The following is a 19,058-nucleotide window of genomic DNA, read 5'->3' on the forward strand; positions in this document are numbered from 1 at the left end:
CCGAGCCGGTAGCGCGCCCCTAACGGGCTGGTAGCGCGGTGCCGCTACCGGCAGGTGCGGGCGGGCGGGTGACGGCCGCCGGGCGTTGCCCCCAGGCCGTGTGCGGGTGGGCCCCGGGCCGGGCGGGCCGGGCGGTGCCGACGCGGCGCTGGTAGGCCGACGGTGTCTCCCCGCAGTACTGGGTGAAGGCCCGGGCGAACGCGCTGCCGTTGTCGAAGCCGACGGCTGTGGCCACCTCCAGCACCGATCGCCCGGGCACCGAGAAGAGCTCCATCGCCCGCAGAATGCGGGCCTGGAGCAGGTAGCTGCGCCAGGACAGCCCCAGCGTGGCGCGGAACTGGCGGCGCAGCGAACGCTCCGAGACTCCGACGGCTCCGCTGACCTCCCCGACCGTCACCGCGCCGAGATGCGCCCGGGTGTAGGCCATGGCCCTGGACAGGACCGGGTCTGCCGAGGTCGGAAGGCACAGCGGTGCCTCGTGGTCGAGGGCCTCGGCGACCAGGTGGCCCAGGGCGCGGAAGAACTCGTCCGCCACGCTGTCGGCCGCGGTCCGCGTGATCGGCCAGCGCAGCGAATAGATGATCATTTCCCGGATGAGTGGGGAGACCGCCAGGATCCGCGCCCGATCGCCGGGGCTGGGGACGACGGCCGGGTCGAACATCACCGCGACGGTGCGGGTCGCGGTGTTCATCGTGGCCTGGTGCGCCAGCCCGGCCGGGATCCAGGCGGCCTGCTGCGGAGGCAGGAGATAGTGCGCGGTGGAGGTCTCGACCTCCACCACACCGGCGATCGCGTACTCGATCTGGTGCAGGTCGTGCGCGTGCCAGCCGGTGACGAGCCGTTCTCCCTCGTACGGATGGCTGCCCCCGACCGCGCCGCCGCCACGACGCAGGTCAACCAGCGCGGACGATTCTCCCGGCCCCCCGGACAGGTGTGCTGGGGATGTCATGGCGGTGAAGCGTACAAACACCCGCCAGAGCGGTCCAGAGTGGTCGCGAGTGGCCGATTCGGTGGAATTTATGGCCGATGCCGCCGCGACGGCCACGAATAACCGGAGTAGAAACAAGAGTACGCCCGCTGGCCGTGAACGCCAGTGCAACGGCGTGTCATCCGGCCTGTTCGCGATCCCGAATCGAGGAGGGGCATGCGCCTCGACGGTGCATTTCTGGTGCGCGATGACAGTTGTCTGGTCGAGTAGCTGGCCGAGCCGCCGGGAATGGCTGCCACCGTGTTCGGGTCTGGCTTCCCACCGGCCCTGACCAGCACCGGAGCGGCGATCCGCACCGGTGGGAACAACGACGCGCCGTCGTGACGGGAACGGGTCGGATGGTCCCGGGAATCCTGCCTGCGAAACCTGCCTGAGAAACCAGTCGGCGACCCGAGGAGAGACGTGAACCTGTACGAAGGCGCGCCGCCGCGCGCGGCCTCGTTCCGCGCCGGAACGGACCCCGCTCCGTGAGCGCCCCGACAGTCGACACGCCACCGACGGACAACTCGCCGACGGACAACCCACCGACGGCGGCCTCGACGGTGCAGGCCTCGTCGGCCGGGTCCGCCACGGCCCCGCCGGTGGCGGTGCACAGCGCCGGGTCGGTGCTGCGCCGGGCGCGCCGCGGCCAGTTACGCCACGTGAGTGCCTCGTCGACCTTCCTGTCCTGCCACCAGGTCGCCGAGGCCCTCGTGCCGATCACCATCGGTCTCGCGGTGGACCGGGCGGTCGCCACCGGGGACGGCGCCTCGATGCTGCGCTGGCTGGCCGTGCTGCTCGGGCTCTTCGTCGCCCTCACCTGCGCGATGCGGTGGGGCTTCCGGGCGAACCTGCGGGCTGTCCAGGGCGCCGGCCACGACCTGCGGATGCTGGTGGCCGACCGGGTCCTCGACCCGCGTGGCGGCGCCAGCGCCGACCAGCTCCCGGGGCAGCTCGTCGCCCTGGCGACCGGGGACGCCCTGAAGGTCGGCATGTTCAACTACGCGCTGGCGATGGCCATCTCCGGCATCGCCGGGGTCGGGGTCGCCGTGGTCGTTCTCGCCCGCTTCTCGCTGTCGCTGACCGGTCTGGTCGTGGCCGGGACGCTCCTCCTCATGGTCATCACCCACTTCCTGGGTCGGCCGCTGGAGCGGCGCAGCGCCGCCGAGCGCGCGACGATGGCGGCGGCGACAGGCCTCGCCGCCGATCTGATCGCCGGACTGCGGGTCCTGAAGGGTTTCGGTGGGGAGCGCCCGGCCGTCGAGCGCTACCGGACGGCCAGCCAGCGCGCGCTGGGCGCCACCCTGCGGGCGGCAGCCGCGGAGTCGACCATCAGGGCGGTGGCGGTCGCGCTGGCCGGTGGTCTGCTCGCGGTCGTGACACTGGGCGCGGGCCGCCTCGCGGCCGGCGGGTCCATCAGTATCGGCGCCCTGATCACCGCGGTCGGCCTGGCGCAGTTCCTCGTCGACCCGCTCAACCGGATCACCGGGTTCGGCGCCCAGCGGGCACAGTCCCTGGCGTCGGCGGGCCGCATCGCAGCGGTTCTGAACGCCCCGCCGGCGGTTGTGGAGAGAGCGCCCACGGTGCCGGCCGGTGCTGATCGGCAGGCGGGTCCTGCCCGGCCGGAGAGCCGGCTTCGGCTGGAGAAGGTCACGGTGGGCTCCGTCCGTGATCTGGACCTGGAGGTACGCGCCGGGGAGTTCCTCGGTGTCGTGGTGGCCGATCCGCACGAAGCCGCAGCCGTTCTCGGCGTGCTGGCCCGAGACGCCGACCCGGCGTCCGGCGCGCTGCTGCTGGACGGCACCGCGGTCACCGACCTGCATCCCGACACGGTGCGAGAGGTCGTTCTGGTCGCCCCCCATGACGCCGTGCTGTTCGAAGGCACCGTGCTGGACAACATCCGGTCCGCGACGCAGGCGGAGACCGGCGGCGACCTGGGCCCCGTGGTGACGGCGGCCGGGCTGGACGACCTGACGGAGGTGCTGGCCGAGGGCCTGCACACCCGGCTGCGCTCGGGCGGGACGTCACTGTCCGGCGGGCAGCGCCAACGGGTCGCGCTCGCCCGCGCCCTCGCCGCGGCCGCGCCCGTCCTGGTGCTGCACGAACCCACCACCGCGGTGGACTCGCTGACCGAGCGCCGGATCGCCGAGGGCCTGCGGCGCCTGCGCGGCGGGCTGAGCACGGTGTGCGTCACCTCGAGCCCCGCGGTCCTGGCCTGCTGCGACCGGGTCGTCGTCCTCGACGGCGGCACGGTCACGACCGAGGGAACCCACGCGGACCTCGTCCACACGAACCCGCGCTACCGCGAACTCGTCCTCGCGTGACCGGCCAGAGCAGCGTGACCGGCCAGAGCAGCATGACCGGCCAGGACGGGTGATCCCCATGCGAGGTGACAGCGTGCGAGAAGAACACTCCGGCGACGGCCTGCTCCCCACCGCGAGCACCGGTGAGACGTGGCGGTACCTTCTTCGGCTCCTGCGGCCGCGGTGGGCGCTCGGCGTGCTCACGGTCCTGGCGCTGACCGTGGGAACCTGCCTGCAGCTCATCGTGCCCCGGGCCCTCGGCTGGGTCGTCGACGCGGCGATCGACGGCGACCGCGGGGCTGTCCTCTGGCCGGTCCAGGTTCTGGTCATCGTGGCGGTCGGCGCCGCGGTCCTCCTGGTGGTGACCAGGGTGCTGATCGCGCTCGTGGCGGAGCCCGCGCTGGCGTCGCTGCGTGAGGACGTCCTGGAGCGGGCCCTGCACCTGCCCGCGGGCGAGGTCGAGCGCACCGGCTCCGGTGATCTGGTGGCGCGGATCAGCGGTGACGTCGAGGTGGTCACCACCGCGATTCGCACCACCGTGCCGACGCTGGCGATGTCGGTGTTCCTGGTCTGGATGACCGCGGTCGGCCTGGCCGCGATCGACTGGCGTTTCGCGGTCGTCGCGCTGCTCGCCGTGCCGACCGACATCTACGCGCTGCGGTGGTATCTGCGCAGGTCACGGTCGGTCTTCGCGGCCCAGCGGGTCGCCGAGGGCGCGCGGGCCCAGCAGCTGCTGGACTCGATCGGCGGGGCGGACACCGTCCGGGCGTTCCGCCTCGGCCCGCGCCATCTGCGGCTGACCGCCCAGCGGTCGGAGGCTGCGGTGGACTGCGCCTACCAGGCGATGCACTTCCGGACGCGGTTCTGGGGCCGCATGCACCTGTCCGAGGCGATCGGCGTCGCCGCCGTGCTGGCAGCCGGCTTCTACCTGGTGCGCGACGGTGCTGTCACGGTCGGCGCGGCCACCGCCGCGGCGTTCTACTTCAGCCGCCTGTTCGAGCCGGTCAACATGATCCTGATGATGATCGACACGATGCAGGAGGCCGGCGCCGCGCTGTCCCGCCTCGTCGGAGTGGCGCAGGTGGCACCGCCGCCGGCGCCGGAACGGGCGGTTCTCGGCGAGCCGGCCGTCCAGGTGCGCGACGTCCGCTTCGCCTACGCGGACGATCACGAGGTGCTGCACGGCGTCGACCTCGCCGCGCGCCCGGGGGAGCGGGTGGCGGTCGTCGGCGCGAGCGGGGCGGGCAAGACCACGCTGGCCAACATCGTCGCCGGCCTGCATCCCGCGGCGTCGGGGGAGGTCCGGCTGGCCGGTCTTCCGGTCGGCGAGCTCGGTCCGGACGACCTGCGGACCACGGTGGCCCTGGTGACCCAGGAGGTCCACGTGTTCGCCGGCCCGCTCGTGGACGATCTCCGGCTCGCGCGGCCGGACGCCTCGGCGGCGGACATCGACCACGCGCTGGCCCGTGCGGGCGCGGCGAGCTGGGTCGCCGCACTGCCGTCCGCGGAGCGGACCGTCGTGGGCCGGGGCGGGCACCGGCTCACCCCGACGCAGGCGCAGGAACTCGCGCTCGCCCGGCTGCTGCTCGTGGACGCGCCGATCGTCGTCCTCGACGAGGCCACCGCCGAGGCGGGCAGTGCCGGCGCCCGCCGGCTGGAACTGGCAGCCGAGCGGGCTCTGGACGGACGCACGGTGATCGCCGTGGCACACCGGCTGACCCAGGCCGCGTCCGCCGACCGGATCCTGGTCCTCGACCGCGGCCGGGTCGTCGAGAACGGCTCGCACGACGACCTGGTCGCTGCCGGCGGCCAGTACGCGCGGATGTGGTCGGCCTGGTCGTCGGCAGGCGCGGCCGAGCCGCAGTCGGCCGACGGCCCGCCGGCCGACTCGCAGCCGCTCTCCCCGGTATCGGCGCCGGCCGCTCCTGGTGCGGTGTAGGCACGGGCGGCGCGGGTCAGGAGGCGATCGTCGCGGCCGCGTCGAGCGTCGCGATGCCCACCCGGAGCTGCGTCGCCCGCGGGTCCGCCAGATCCTCGAAGATGCGCAGCGCCTCGGTCCAGGAGCGCCGCGCGGCGGCCGGGTCCGGGATCTTCAGGTAGCTGTGCCCGAGGAGGGTCAGGGCACGGGCGCTGGTGTGCCGGTCCCGGATGCCATGGGTGAGTGCCAGCGTCCGGCGGCACACCAGGGCGGCGCTGGCATGGTCGCCACGGGCCAGATGGTCCTCGGCGAGGCCGATGTGCGCCAGCCCCAGGCCCCACTCGTCGCCGAGGTCGCCCAGGATCGCGGCTCCATGGCGGTGACAGGCGATCGCCTGGTCCAGGTCACCGAGGTTGCGGTGGGCACGGCCGAGCTCGATCTGCGTCAGGGCGAAACCCCAGGAGTTACCCACCTCGCTGAAGATCTTCTGAGCGCTCTGGTGGTCGGCCATCGTCCGCTTCGCGCCGCGCACGTGGGCGAGGCTGAGCAGGCTGACCGCCTCCCCCCACTGGTCCGCGCTGTCCTTGCCCACCGACAGCGCCCGTTCGAGCATCTCCAGCGACCGCCCGTACATACGGAGGTCGTCGTAGGCCAGCCCGGCGCTCACCAGCAGCGCGGACTCACCGAACCGGTCCTGTGCCTGCCGCGCCGACGCCAGCCCGATCTCCGCGGTCGTGATCCAGTCCGTCCACCGTTTGCTGACGTGGAAGTAGCCGGTGAGCGCGGCGGCCAGGCGCCACGCGAGGGCGTGCTCACCCGCGGTGGCCGCCATGCGCACCGTGGTCATGAGGTTCTCGTGCTCGGTGGCGACCCAGACCGATGCCTGCCGGTAGCTGCCGAACGTCTCCGGCGGGTGTTCGTCCGAGGCCGGGTGCAGACCGGGCCGCCGGCCGTAGGGATGCAGCACGTTCCCGGCCTCGACCGTGCTGCGCAGGTACCACCCGCCCAGACGCCGCAGCACGGCTCCCGGCGCGGCGTCGTCGTCCCGCCCTGGCCCACCGGTACCGGTGGGGGCGCCGGCCCTGGCCCGGCCGAACAGCCGGACCATGGCGGGCAGCCTGAACCGGTCCGGCGTGGGGGATTCCGCGAGCTCCTGATCGATGAGAACCGCCAGGTCGCGGCGGACGAGCGCCGGCGGCCGGCGGAGCACCGCGCAGACCGCCGCGAGCGGCAGATCGGCGCCGCTCCAGCCGCTGAGCAGACGCAGCGCCCGGGCCGGATCGGGGTCGGCGCCCGTCTGCGGCGAGGGCAGGCTCTCGTACCTGCGTGCGAGAGCCTGGTGGACGGCGGCGGGCGGCGGGGACGGGGGGGACGGGGGGCCTGACGGTCGCGGGCGGAACTCTCCTGCGGCCGCGGCCGCCACCGTGGTCAGGCCCGTTCCGTTCGCCATGGCTGTGGCGGTCGCCAGGGCCGGGTTGGTCGCCAGCGCGGCGGAGGTCGTCATCATGGTCGCGGTCGCCGGTTGCCCGGAGCCACCGGTGGCGGTCGACCCGCCCGTACCGGTGGCGGGGCTCGGGAAGAGCAGCTCGTCGTCGGACAGCATGTGTCGCTGCAGCTGCTGCAGACCGCGGCCGGGATCAACGCCGAGCTCGTCGCGCAGGACCCACCTGACCCGGCGGTAGGCCTCGAACGCCTCGGCCTTGCGACCGCACCGGAACAGGGCGAGGATCAGCATCTCCCAGGGGTGCTCCCGGATGCGGGTCTCCTCGACGAGGCGCCGCAGCTCCGGCAGGGCACCCTGGTGGTCGCCCAGCATCACCTGGGCGGTCAGCGCCAGTTCCCGCAGCCGCAGCCGGGCCTCGGCCAGGTGCGGTGCCTGCTCCCGTCGCAGCCGTTCCACCGGTATGTCGCAGAACGGGTCGCCGCGCCACAGGGCGAGGGCGTCCCGTGCGTCACAGGCGGCGCGGGCCCAGTCACCCCGGGCCGCGGCCTCCTGCGCCCGTCCGGCGAGGTCCGCCTGGATGACCAGATCGACCTCGAACCTGTTCCGCGGCTCGATCACATAGCCCGGGGAGCGGGTGATGATGCGTCCGCCCAGCACGGGCCCGAGTAAGCGGCGCAGCCGGCTGACGTAGTTCTCCAGCGTCTTCGTCGCGGACGGCGGTGGCGAGCTGTCCCAGAGCAGATCCGAGAGCCGGTCGGCCGAGACCACGGTGCCGGCGTCGACCAGCAGCGTGGCGAGGACACCGCGCTGCTTCGGAGCGGAGACCGGAACCGCCCGGCCGAGGTCGTCGCGGACCTCGAGCGGGCCGAGCAGCGCGAACCGGGGACTTCCACCTGTCGACGTGCTTCCGGCTGTCATCTTCCGTCCTCCAGGACTGTCGGCGATCTGACCGGCTCCGAGCGGGGAACCTGCCGTCAGCACGGCAGGGCCTGCCAGATCCCCGTCGCGCCTTGCGGATCGAGGGCGGCGACCGGCCGCCGGGCCGGGCCGCCGCGTGCGCGCTCGGCCCAGCTCGCCAGGTCGAGGGCGAAGGACGGATCTCCCGCAGCGGCGATCCGGCGGCTTGCGGTGTCCAGAAGGCCTGCCCAGGCGGGGTCTGCCGCTTGCGCCTGGTCCGCTGGCTCGCCGGGGGCGGCGTGACAGGAGGCGGCCGGCGCGGCGCGCAGGCAGTGCGCCTCCAGCATCAGGCGCAGGCCGACCAGTGGGTCAGCGGAGGCGGAGAGGATGTCGCCGGCCAGCCGGCCCAGCATCGTCGCGCAGGCCGCGGCCGCGACGGGGGTGGGCCCGTTCGGCCGGGCCGCGGTGATCCTGCCGTGCCAGGTCGGGTCCGTCGACCAGCCGGGTGGCGTGCCGTCGGTTTCAGGGGCGGCCAGCGCCTGCAGCAGGGACGAGGCGGTCCCGGGGTCACCTCCGCGGCGTTCCGCCACTCGCAGCGCGCCGCGCAGGCCGAGGGTGAGGTCCGGGGGGAGCGGTGAGGAGATCCGCTGTTCCAGGAGCGTTGACGTGGGCGGCGCGCCGAGATGCGCGGCCGCGGCCGCCAGCCGGCGCGCGCGGTCGGCCTGCCCGGGGCCGCGCGCGTGGCGGATGACCGCGGCGACGCGGCACGCACGCGCGAGATAGCCCGGGTGCGGTGAGCCTGGCCGGTTGGTCGGGAACGTGCCGGTGGGGCGCGTGCCGGCCGGGAACCTGCTGGTGGGGCGCGTGCCGGCCGGTGCTGCGACGGCCGGCCCCAACAGGGCCCGGACGGCGCGGTCCGAGGCCGCGAGGGCCAGGTCCGGATCGCCGAAGGCAGCCAGGACGTCGCCGCAGAGCGCGAGGACGCGAGCGGAGCCGGGATCGTCTCGCCCGTCCGGGCGGCCCAGCGGGTCGGGAGCCGCGCGCAGGCCGAGCAGGGCCGCCTGCGCGTCCACCAGCGCGGAGGCACCGTGCCCCTGCGTGGCGCGCACGACAGCCCGCCGGGCCCGCACGTCCGCCAGCGGCCCGGCCGCCGTGGGTGTCCGGCGGACGAGTACCGCGTAGAGCTGCTCGCTCGCGTCCAACGCGCGGACCGCGGCGCCCGGATCGCCGGCCCTGTACCGCATGGCCGCCAGGTCGTATTGAACGCCACCGAGCATCCACGCCCGCCGCGGATCGGCCGGCGATTCCGCGTGAACTCCCGCGATAAGCAGCACGGCGCGGGATTGGAGTTCCGCGGCCCGCCGCACGTCACCCGCCCGGGCGGCGTGCCGGGCATCCAGGAGCAGCTCCGCGAACCGCATCCGCGGAGCGGGCTCTTTTCGTCGTCGCCGTGAGGAAAGAGCCTGCTTCGCGCTCCGGCAGGACGGTTGGTGATCCGCGGCACCACCGAATCCCGCGGTGGTCTGGATTGTCGTCGCGCGATTTCTCTTCCACGACACGGCCGAATCCGTCCCTTCCGCGTTGGGCCGTGCGGCGTCCGGCCGTCGGGACGGCCTTTCCTGCCCGCATTTCGGCCATGCCGACCGTCGGATCGTGCTAATTGGACGTGAATCAGTCCTTTGTTCGCCAGTCCGACTAGGAGTTTGAATTGTCCCCGCAGCCCTGTCAATCGCCTACCGGCTTGTGTTGAGGTGGATATCTGTGCTCCGGCGCACGTTGTTCATCTGTTTCGGTTTCCGGCGCTTCCGGTCGATGTCCACACCGGGAAATGGGTCCTCCGCCGCTGACTCCGGAGGATCCTGGGGCCGGTATCCGGCTCAGGCCGGGGCTCAGGCCGGAACATCCGCCCCGGCGGAGTGCCCCGGACAGGTGCCGGCCGGCCCGGTCCGCACCTCGGGGGCCCGCCGGTCCGGGCCCAGCAGCGTGGCGAGGGCCTCCCTGGCAAGGCCGCCGAGGCGCCCGGCGTTCCCGTCGGCGGCGTTCCCGTCGGCGGCGGCCAGGGCGGTGTCGAGCAGGGTCAGGTCCTTGGTGAGCAGGGCGGCGAGCGCGGTCAGGGACGGCCCGCTACCGGGGAGGCCGAGCGGCTGGTCTCCCGGGGGCAGCGGGCTGGCCGCCGCGCTGCACGTCCGGAGAGCCACCCGCACCCGGTCCTGGTCCAGGCCCAGCCGGACCGCCTCCCGCAGCGCCTCGACCGCCGCGCCACGGTGCGCGAGGAACACGGCGTTGTTCAGCAGTTTCACGAGCTGCGCGCTGCCCACCTCGCCGATGTGCAGCACGGTGTGCGCGAACAGGTCGAACACCGGCCTGCATCGCCCCAGCTCGCGCTGGCCGCCGCCGAACATCACCGTCAGCGCGCGCCCCCGGGCGTCGCGGATCCCGTTGCTGACCGGCGCGTCGACCAGCGCGAGGCCCCGCTCGTGGGCCCGCGTGGCCAGCTCGACGCACACCTCGGGTGAGCAGGTGCTGTGGACGACGATCAGGCCGCCGCGGCGCATCGTCTCCAGCAGCCCGCCCGGCCCGGCGACCACGGCACGGACGTCGTCGTCGGCGAAGACGCACACCGAGACGACGGTGGCGTGCCGGCCCAGGTCGGCCAGGCTCGGCGCCGCCGTGACTCCGCTGGAGCGGACCTGTTCGACCCGGTCGGCCCGCAGGTCGAACACGATTGGCCGCACCCCGCCCACCGCGCAGAGCCGGACGATCTCGGCTCCCTGGCTCCCGAGGCCGACGAACCCGTAGGTCTCGGCAGCCGGCGTGCCATCTCCCTGCGCGTCAACGCCGTGCGCGCCGCGCCGGGCGTCGCTCCGGACATCGCGTGGAGTGCTCTGAACATCGCTCCGAGCGTCGGCCGGAGCGTCGCTCCGGGAGGTGGCGGTGTGCGCGGCGTGCATCGTGAGGTCTCCTCGGTGTGGGTGGGCGCTGGCTGCCCTGGGCGGCCAGCAGGGCGGAGCGGGACGGTCCTGGCGGGACGATCCTGGCGGGGCATGCCGGCCAGCGTGGGGCATGCCGGCCAGCGCGGGGTGTGCCGGCCAGCGCGGGGTGTGCCGGTCAGCGCGGCGGGAGCGGGCGTGACCCGTCCCGCAGGACGGCCGCGGCTGGGGCGGGTGCCCGGCCCTCGATCTCGGTGAGGAGATCCCGCAGGTCGGCGGCGGACAGGTCCGCCGAGTCGAGGGCCGAGCGGACATGGTGGCGCAACGGGTGGACGGCCTCGGCGGCCGCGCAGACGACGATCGCGACGATGCGGCGTTCGCGCGTCGTGAGGCCCGGCCGGCGCCACACCTGCCCGAAGACGAAGCCGAGCATGCCGGCCTCGACGAAGGGACTGCCCCGGGGTGGCGCCTCGCTGCGGTTCACGGCACGGAACGCCTCCTCGCCGGCCCGCAGCCGCTCATCGCGGCTCTCCCGATCGAGGGAGGTGGCGGCCGGCGCCGGCCAGGAAGCGGGATCCGTGCCCGTGTCGCGGCAGTGCAGTGCCCACTGGCGCCGCACGACCCCCTCGAGCTCGGACCCCCGCGGCCAGCCGGCGTAGACGGCGTACTGCAGGACGAACTCCAGCAGATCGCCGAGGCCGCTCTCGTCTCGACCGAGGATCTGCCGCACCCGGGCGGCGAGCGCCTCGGCCGGACCGGACCACGCCAGGCTGGCAAGCTGCGCCCAGTCGCGGTCCCGGCTCCCGAGCCCGGTGTGCCCGGACTGCCCGGACTGCCCGGTCTGCGTGACGGTCACCGCCGCCGCCTCCTCTCGACGGGGGGCACCTAGACCGACCTGCTGGCTACCAGCGGCGCGGGAGCTGCCTGCAGCGCGACCGGACGGTTGGCCTCCGGCACGGGCAGTGGTTCCGTCCGCTCGCGGAACACGCGCTTGAGCGTCTTGCCGGTGACGCCGACGGGGAACTCGCTCCACGGCAGGATGTCCACGGCCACCAGCTCCTCCTCGGCGCTCAGCAGCGCGTTCAGCTCGTCGCGCAGCCGTGCCGCACCGATCCCGGACCCGAACCCGGACTCGAACCCGGACCCGGGCCGCAGGGCCACCGCGGCAGCCGGGCGCTGGGTCCCGTCCGGCTGGCGCGCCCCGTAGACGCAGGTGTCGAACACGGCCGGGTGACGGTGGATCCGCTCCTCGATCGGCAGGCTGTAGACGTCGCCGCCGCCGGTGCGGATCACGTCGACCTCACGGTCGAGCTGCACCACGTGTCCGCCCGACCAGCGGGCGACGTCCCCGGTGAAGAACCAGCCGTCCCGGACCGCCTCGTAGGTGAGCGAATGGTTGTTCCAGTAGGCCTCGAAGAGCGTCTTCCCGCGCACCTCCAGACGGCCCACCTGCCCGCGGGGGACCGGCGCGCCGTCGCGGGCGATCCGCACGGCGGGGCCGAACGGAGCCGAGTGGCGCCGCCCGATCCGGCGGTCGTACCGGCGGGTCAGGCGCGAGTAGTACCGCAGGACGGACGGCGTGCCGACCTCGCTGGACCCCTGCGCGTCGAGGTAGACGGAGCCACGCAGCGGCAGGCCCAGCCGGCGGAAGGTGCCGCCCACCTGGACGCACGGCCGGATCATCGCCTCGTGCGCCGCGTCGGCGGTGCTGGCCCAGAACCGCATGGCCCGCAGGTCGTGGTCCGCCAGCGGCACCTGGCGCAGCTGGGTGTAGGTGATGGGAAAGCCGAAGAAGCCGGTGTAGCGGTCGCGGGCCAGCTCCTCGACCACGCCCACGGCGTCGAAGTCCCGGCCGGTGGCCGCCGTCCAGTGCGCCCGCACGCCCAGCAGCAGCATGCAGTGGAAGGTCAGGATCACCGCCTGGTGGTTGTTGGGGACGGCCATGTACCCCCGGTCCCGGCGGGGCGAGACGTGGACGTAGCACAGCCACCCCCGCATGGCCCGGGACTGCGGGCCGTTGCGCAGGATGACGGCCTTCGGGAACCCGGTCGTCCCCGACGTGTGCACCAGGTAGAGCGGCTCCCGGGGGCCGCGCCGCACCGCGGGAGCGGGTTCGGTGGCCGCGGCGAGCAGGTCCTCGATCCAGTGGACGGCGGGCGCCGTGCCACCGTCCGGGGCGCGGCGCAGGGCGCCGTGCAGCTCCCGCACGTCGGACTCGGGGACGTCACCCACCCGCCCGACGAGGACGACGGTGTCGACCCGGCCCGGCGCGCCACCCTCCCGCAGCACCCGCAGCAGCGTGGGGACGTCCGCGAACAGGATCCGGGCGTCGATGTTGACCAGGTAGGGGGCCACCTTGTCCGCGGCGAAGGCGCCGTTCATCGGACAGGCGACCCCGCCGGCCCGCACCACCCCCAGGTGCAGGAGGTGGATGTCGAGGTGGTTCCGCTTGAGCACGGCGACCCGCTGCCCGTGGCGCAGGCCGAGCGCGTGCAGCGCGGCCGCGAGCCGTCCGGCCGTCGCCTGGATGTCGCGTGCCGTCCACCCGTCCGGGCCCGGCCCGCCGGTGCCGGCGGTTCCTCCGGTGCCGGCGGTGTCCCCGGTTCCTCCGGTGCCGGGCAGGGACCACGAGCACGGCTCGTCACTGGTGAACAGGACACGGCCGCGGTGCCGGCGGGCGGCCCGGTCAGGTGTCCGTTCCAACGACATGGGGCTCAGCGCGAGCCGCAGCCGCCGCGGCAGGGCGAGCGACGCGCAGACGAATGCCAGGTAGGCGGCGAGAAGCCCGAGGAGAACGAACAGAGCGATGATCATCGATGTCCCCGGGTCTCAGGCGACCGGCTGGATGGTGCGCTGCTCCGGGAGCGTGGCGGCGATGCCGTCCCACAGTGCCGCGCGGGCCCGCAGACAGCCGTTCACCACGCTCGCGCACTCCCGCCAGCAGTGCGGGTCCTCGCCGGCCAGGGCGACGAGCATCGCCATCGCCATCGGCGTGTGCTGCTCCCCGTCGACGGCGACATGCCGGGCCAGGTAGTCGCGGAAGGTGCGCAGCTGCACGTTGCCTTCCAGGACCTGCGAGAACATCTCGGGGATCAGGTCCTCGCGGCCGAACGCGAACGCCGCGGCCAGCGCATGCGTCGGCGCGGTTGTCAGCAGCTCCCAGGTGGCGCGGACGAACGTCGCCGCCGGTGCGGGCACCCCCGCGCGGACGACCGCGACGGGTACCGCCGTGCCCATGGCGAGCTCCGCGAGGAACCGTCTGACCGGGCCCGTGTCCGCCCCGGCCTCCTCCATGCCCGCCAGGTAGAGCTCGAAGTGGCTGATGTAGGACTCGCCGTATTCGTCGCTCTCCTCGACGAGGACGATCTCGTTGATCAGGCGTCGGCACTCGCGGTGGGTGGTCGGCACCCACGGCACGTCGACGCAGGTGAGCTCGCGCTGCAGGGTCTTCAGCAACGACATGAAGTCCCAGACCGCGAAGACGTGGCTGGTCATGAAGGCGGTGACGTCGTCCGCCGTCACCAGCCGGCCGTACATGGGATGGGCGAGCACGGTGTTGCGGGACGCCGCCGTCTCCGCCGTGAGCCAGGCGATCGACGGATGGGTACCGCCCCAGGAATAACGACTCGGCACGTGTCATCAACCCCTTGCGTGAACGATGAGGAAGAACCGGATCAGGCCGGACCGCGGCGGCGGACCTGTCGGGACGCCGTGGCGCCGGCCCCGTCGCGTCCAGGAGGGGCCGGCCCGGCCGGCTGCCCCGCGCGACGGACCACCGGCGGTGGCCGGTAGCCGGCAGGTTCCCGGCAGTCGGTAGCGCCCCGGTAGCGTTGCGGCAGCAGGCCGCTGCTACCCCGCGGGCACCCCACGCAGAGCCAATGCAGGGCCACGCCGCGAGCCTGTGGCGCCGCCCGGCCGGCCGCCGGTTTCAGAGCCCCCGGGTTAGCCGGGCCCGCGAGCCGGGCAGGGGTCAGGACAGGTCCGACCTCGTCGAAACAGGTCCGACCTCATCGAAGCGGACGAAGGGCGCGGGTGATGATCGACAAGCCTCAGGTGCTGGATGTCGAGAGTGCACACGCGGAGATCTTCTTCCGCTGCCGGCGGTGCCATCACAGCTGGCACCGCTCGTTCACCGTCTCCCGCTGGTTCGAGGACGACGGCGGGTTCATGGAGGTCTACCGCCACCACGGTGTGCCGGTGCCGTCGCCGCGGAGTGGTCTGATCTGCGTCTTCTGCGAAGGGCTTCCGGTCGACTGGGCGGAGACCCCGCTGCCGCCGCTGGCAGCGCGTGAGGAGCAGCCGGCCGCGGCCGGCCGGGTGGCGGGATCAGCGGCGGGCCGGACCGTTCCCTGGCCCTCGTGGCGCACCCCGGCGCGGGACGAGTGGCCGCCGCGCCGTCCCACCTTCCCGTTCCTGCTCCCGCTGCGGCCGCAGCTCCACCCTCGTACGTTCCACTTCCCGTGACCGGACGGGAGGCCGGCCACCAGCCGGCCCTGCGGGTGGCTCCGCGGAGCCACCCGCAGGGCGGATCTCAGCTCTCCACGGCGTCGCCGGGCGGGGGGTAGCCCTCGCGGTAGCGGCGCCCGTCCGCGGTGTAGCGGATCGGCGCGGTGACGGCAGCGGCCCCGTAGCGGCGGCGGTCAGCGCGGTGGTCGCGAGCAACAATGATCATAGGTACGGCGAACATGACGGCGAGCAGGGCGACTGCGACGAGCAGCCGGCCCCATCCGAAGTCCGGGTCCATCTCGACTCCTGGGAGCAGGCCTCGGGACGGGCACGGCAGGACACGCCTCCGGCGGGCCCCGGTTCAGGTCCTCGAGGCATGGGCGGCTGTCAGCGGCTGGAAGCCGCCGGAGGGCCGCGGGATCCGGGGCCGCCGCCGCCGCGGTGCGGGGTGCGCCCGGCCGCGCCAGGTCGGGCCGCCAGCCAGGCGGCGCCCAGAACGAGGACGCACAGGGCCGCGCCCAGCCCGAGCAGCTGATGTTCCGAGCGCTGGTGGTGGCTGGTCGCGAGCAGCGGCTGGGCGTCGAGCCATGGGCGCAGGGTGTTCCCGCGCTTCGGCGCTGCCGCGTTGACGGGCTCCGCGACCGCCGCGGCCCTCCGCGAGACGGTGGCGGACCAGACGGCGGGCGCGAGATGGGCGGACCACTGCTGTGGAGCCGGATGCCCGTGCCCACGGGGCAGCGCATCCGGTGCCCCCACCAGCCCCAGCACCGCGACGATGGCCACGAGAAGCGGCCAGGCGCGCCTGGTGAGGGGGGTTGGCATCACCTAGAGGGTAGCTTCGCCGCTGCCGCCCGCGGCCCGGTCGGCGTGGCCGGGGCGCAGCAACCGGGCCACCGAGCCGTACCGCCGGGCGACCTCCGACTCCGCCGGGAAGTACTGGACCAGCCCGTGCGCCGAGCCGGCTCCCGGCGGCCCGGGCCCGTCGGCCCCGGGCCGTGCGCTGACCGGCTGGTCCTGGGCGCGGTCCACGGCGCGCAGGACGGCCTGGGCCTCCCGCTGGGTCAGCCAGACGATCCGGCGGCCACCGGCTCCGGGATTGGGACGTGGGCGTAGCACGACAGCGGCCTCGGGGGCGAACTCGGTGTCGCCCACGGATCCGCCCGGCGCGGATCCGTGGGCCGGGGCGGCCGGAGACCAGCGATCACAGGGGTCGATGGAGATGACCCGGGCGCGGCCACCCGTCGCGCTGATCGGCACGTCCCGGGCGAGCGCGAGCGCGGCGAGGACGGCCTCGGCCTCCTCGCGGCGTACCCAGCCCGCGTGCCGGAACCCGCCCGGTGGGTCGATCGTCGGGCCGGGGCCCGGGTCGACCGGCGGGACGGGCCGTTGCCCGGGTACCGCCGGCCTGGCGGTGGCCGGCGCGGTCGACAGTGCCCCGGACGGAGCGGGCGTGCGGACTGGAACCGGCAGGGGCGTCGGCGAGGGAGCCGGGAGGGACAACGGAGCGGGAGCCGGAACAGGCCTGGTCGCCGGTGTGGGGCGGATGCCCATCTGGTCGAGCCGGTGCCAGAGGCCCTCGAGCGTGCGGGTGGGCTGCCGGTAGAACTCGGAACCCCTGATCCGCCAGAAGGTCCAGCCGAGTCGTTCGAGGATCCGCTGGCGGCGTAGGTCGGCCTCCCACTGGTCGGGACCGTGGTAACGGTCGCCGTCGCACTCGACGGCGAGCCGGCTGGACTCGCCTTCGATGACCAGGTCGATCCGGAACCGCCCCACCGGATGCTGCGGGCGCACCCGGTAGCCGCGGGCCAGGATCTCGCGCAGGACGGCCCGTTCGAACTCGCTCTCGCACAGGTCGACGAGCCGGGTGACCTCCTGTGCGGCCGGCGCCGCGTACATGTACTCGATCAGCTGGCGGCGGACGTCGTCGTCGCGCAGCGTCTCGGGTGCCACGGTGTGGAACACCCAGAGCTGGTCACGGGCCCGGCTCGCCGCCACGTTCACCCGTTGCATGTCGCGCCGCCGGGTCGCCGCCGAGCGGTTGTCGTCGGCGACGACGGACAGGAAGATCACGTCGCGTTCGTCGCCCTGGAACTGGTACGGGTCGCCGACGCGGATCCGGCGCCGGACGTACTCCTCCTCGCCCAGCTTCTCGACCAGGCTGTGCTCGATCAGCCGCGGCTGGCCGGCGCCGAGCAGGGTCACGACTCCGAAGGTCATGCCGTCATAGGCGGGATCGGCGCAGCAGGCGATGATCTGGTCGACGACGGCGCCCGCCTCCACCTCGTTGGCGTCGCCGAAACGGCCCGGCGCCCGGCCCCCGCCCGCGACCCGGACCGGGCGCAGCGCCGGCCCGACCGTGACCTGCGGTGTCTCCCGCAGCGGCAGGATCTGGTGGTCGTAGAACCGGTTCGAGAAGCCGATGATCTCGGGCAGGCAGCGGAAGTGCTCCTTGAGCACCACCGTCCGCGGGAAGACCCGGGCGGCGGTGTCGTAGAGGCTGGCCTCGACGTCCAGCAGCGAGCGGTGGGCGACGTCGGGCAGGTGATCCTCGATCAGGGTGAACACCCGCTCCCGCGGGATGCCGACCGCGGAGGGGCTGGTCTGCTGGTCGTCGCCGACGACGACGGCCTTGCGGCCGAGGCTCAGCACGCCGAGCGAGAGCACGTCGCACTGGCTGGACTCGTCGACGATGACGACGTCGAACGGGTCGTTCACCCGGGGATCGAAGCTCTCCATCACCCGGTGGATCGGCATGATCCAGATCGGGACGGCGCCCATCGCCGCGGTCATGTGGGTGCGGGCCTCGGCCCGCCACCGGCCGGCGAACCGGCCCGTTCCCTTGCCGACACGGCTGAGTGCCTGGACCCAGCCGGTGAGTGCCTGGCGTTGTTCCGAGCCGAGGTTGCGGGCGAGCGCGAGTCGGGCCGAGCGGCGGGCCACGTCGAGCACGAGGCGGCGGCCGGCCTCGGTCGAGGCGTCCAGACGTCGTTGCAGGGCCGGGATGTCCGCGCCGGCGTGCAGGTCGGCGAGCCAGGTCTCGGCCTGGCGCCACCGCCACAGCGCCGCCAGCTGTTCGGGATCCCCGCAGAGCGCCGGGTCCGCGCCGGTGGACAGCACCCGGGCGGCCCAGCGGGGGGCCGCGACGGCGAGGCGCCCGGCCAGCTCGGCGCGGCGGTCGACCGCGGGCCGCAGCCCCCGCAGCCGGGCGGCGGTGTCGAGCGCGCGCGCCCAGCCGGCCAGATCCCGGCGGGAGAGCGTGTCGCCGAGCTCCGACCACAGCGGGCTGGCCGCCGCCGCGGCGCGGCCGGCCCGCACCTGTTCGGTGAGCCCGGTGAGTTCCGCCTGCGCCGCCAGCTGGGCGATCCGGGTGCCGGCGAGGCCGAGCAGGTCGGCATGGCGCAGCAGGTCGGCGGAACTCGGACGGGGCGGCACGTCCCGGAACAGGGCGGCCAGCCGGGCCGCCAGTTCCCGGCCGGGACCCGCCTCCCAGGCCAGCGCGGACGTCATCCGGTCGCTGGCCGCGTCCAGCGCGGGAAGCGCGGCGAACGCCGCCTGCGCCGGACTGCCGACACCTGGACCGCCGCCTTCCGGACCATTGGTGCCGTAGCCGCCGAGTGCGCCAGGGCCGGGGCCGGGCCCGTCGGTGATGGGAGGGGCACCAAGCTGGCCAGCCATGTCCGTGTAGCGGCCGAGGACGGCGCTGACCCGGAGCCGGCCGGTGATCGCGGCGGCAGCGACGTCCAGGTCCTCGACAGTCCGCGCCGGGTAGCCGTCGATGTGGAGCTGGTCGGCGAAGTCGCGGAGCTCCCGCCCGCCGAAGCGGGGCAGGCCGCGGCCGGCGGCGAAGCGGGCACGCAGCTCGCCGAGCAGGTCCAGCTGGGCCCGGGGGTCGCCGCCGGGAACGTCGACGCGGTGCCCGAAGAGCGCCCCCCGCAGGGCGTGCAGGTCGGCGACCGCTGCCGCGAGCTCCTGCGCCTGCACCCGCCAGAAGTCGGCCAGCCGGGGCGAGGAGGCGCACTGGTCTCGCAGGGTCACCAGCCACGGCTCCTCCAGCGGGCCGAGCGCCGCGGCGCCCGCCAGGACCTCGGCGCGCAGCGCGGCGATTCCGGCGTCGCCGAGCCGGTCGACCGCCGCGGAGGCCAGCCCGGCCCGC

Annotated in this window: 13 protein-coding genes; 3 read left to right on the forward strand and 10 right to left on the reverse strand. The window is 74.4% G+C overall.

The features are described from left to right. Positions 1-19: 19 nt before the first annotated feature. The gene (locus B207_RS0119325) at positions 20-949 is read right to left on the reverse strand and encodes an AraC family transcriptional regulator (RefSeq protein ID WP_018638257.1); all 930 of its coding nucleotides are present in this window, start codon (positions 947-949) and stop codon (positions 20-22) included. 506 nt (positions 950-1,455) lie between these two features. Here B207_RS0119325 and B207_RS0119335 point away from each other — a divergent pair. Both B207_RS0119335 and B207_RS0119340 read left to right on the forward strand, forming a co-directional pair. Continuing rightward, complete coding sequence (locus tag B207_RS0119335; RefSeq protein WP_018638259.1) at positions 1,456-3,291, forward strand: ABC transporter ATP-binding protein; 1,836 nt, start codon at positions 1,456-1,458, stop codon at positions 3,289-3,291. Between the two features lie 58 nt (positions 3,292-3,349). Next, positions 3,350-5,209, forward strand: a complete 1,860-nt coding sequence (locus tag B207_RS0119340; RefSeq protein WP_018638260.1) for an ABC transporter ATP-binding protein — start codon at positions 3,350-3,352, stop codon at positions 5,207-5,209. A gap of 16 nt (positions 5,210-5,225) precedes the next feature. On the opposite strand, the gene B207_RS0119345 is transcribed toward B207_RS0119340, so the two are convergent. From B207_RS0119345 to B207_RS0119370, 6 genes are all read right to left on the reverse strand, one after another. Beyond that, a complete protein-coding gene (locus B207_RS0119345) occupies positions 5,226-7,550 on the reverse strand; it encodes an AfsR/SARP family transcriptional regulator (protein ID WP_018638261.1) in 2,325 nt (774 codons plus the stop codon). Between the two features lie 56 nt (positions 7,551-7,606). Beyond that, on the reverse strand, positions 7,607-8,950 hold the full coding sequence (locus tag B207_RS34590) for a hypothetical protein (protein ID WP_051102591.1): 1,344 nt from the start codon (positions 8,948-8,950) through the stop codon (positions 7,607-7,609). Between the two features lie 468 nt (positions 8,951-9,418). Beyond that, complete coding sequence (locus B207_RS0119355; RefSeq protein WP_018638262.1) at positions 9,419-10,480, reverse strand: NAD(P)-dependent oxidoreductase; 1,062 nt, start codon at positions 10,478-10,480, stop codon at positions 9,419-9,421. Positions 10,481-10,637: 157 nt separating this feature from the next. After that, on the reverse strand, positions 10,638-11,315 hold the full coding sequence (locus tag B207_RS0119360) for a carboxymuconolactone decarboxylase family protein (RefSeq protein WP_018638263.1): 678 nt from the start codon (positions 11,313-11,315) through the stop codon (positions 10,638-10,640). Positions 11,316-11,344: 29 nt separating this feature from the next. Beyond that, positions 11,345-13,273: an AMP-binding protein gene (locus B207_RS0119365; RefSeq protein WP_018638264.1), complete on the reverse strand. Its 1,929-nt coding sequence runs from the start codon at positions 13,271-13,273 to the stop codon at positions 11,345-11,347. A gap of 15 nt (positions 13,274-13,288) precedes the next feature. Beyond that, complete coding sequence (locus tag B207_RS0119370) at positions 13,289-14,092, reverse strand: DUF3050 domain-containing protein (RefSeq protein WP_018638265.1); 804 nt, start codon at positions 14,090-14,092, stop codon at positions 13,289-13,291. Between the two features lie 402 nt (positions 14,093-14,494). Here B207_RS0119370 and B207_RS0119375 point away from each other — a divergent pair, with 402 nt between their 5' ends. Then, positions 14,495-14,923: a hypothetical protein gene (locus B207_RS0119375; protein WP_154675471.1), complete on the forward strand. Its 429-nt coding sequence runs from the start codon at positions 14,495-14,497 to the stop codon at positions 14,921-14,923. A gap of 67 nt (positions 14,924-14,990) precedes the next feature. Here the strand turns inward: B207_RS0119375 and B207_RS0119380 are convergent, their stop codons facing one another. From B207_RS0119380 to B207_RS42350, 3 genes are all read right to left on the reverse strand, one after another. Next, positions 14,991-15,203, reverse strand: a complete 213-nt coding sequence (locus B207_RS0119380) for a hypothetical protein (protein ID WP_018638267.1) — start codon at positions 15,201-15,203, stop codon at positions 14,991-14,993. 89 nt (positions 15,204-15,292) lie between these two features. Continuing rightward, complete coding sequence (locus tag B207_RS0119385; RefSeq protein ID WP_018638268.1) at positions 15,293-15,730, reverse strand: hypothetical protein; 438 nt, start codon at positions 15,728-15,730, stop codon at positions 15,293-15,295. Beyond that, positions 15,731-19,058, reverse strand: a 3,328-nt coding sequence (locus B207_RS42350; RefSeq protein WP_018638269.1) for an AAA domain-containing protein, incomplete at its 5' end; no start/stop codon positions are given.

Origin of the sequence: Parafrankia elaeagni, from assembly GCF_000374165.1 — a bacterium.
In the GTDB taxonomy this organism is placed as follows: Bacteria; Actinomycetota; Actinomycetes; order Frankiales; family Frankiaceae; genus Parafrankia; species Parafrankia elaeagni.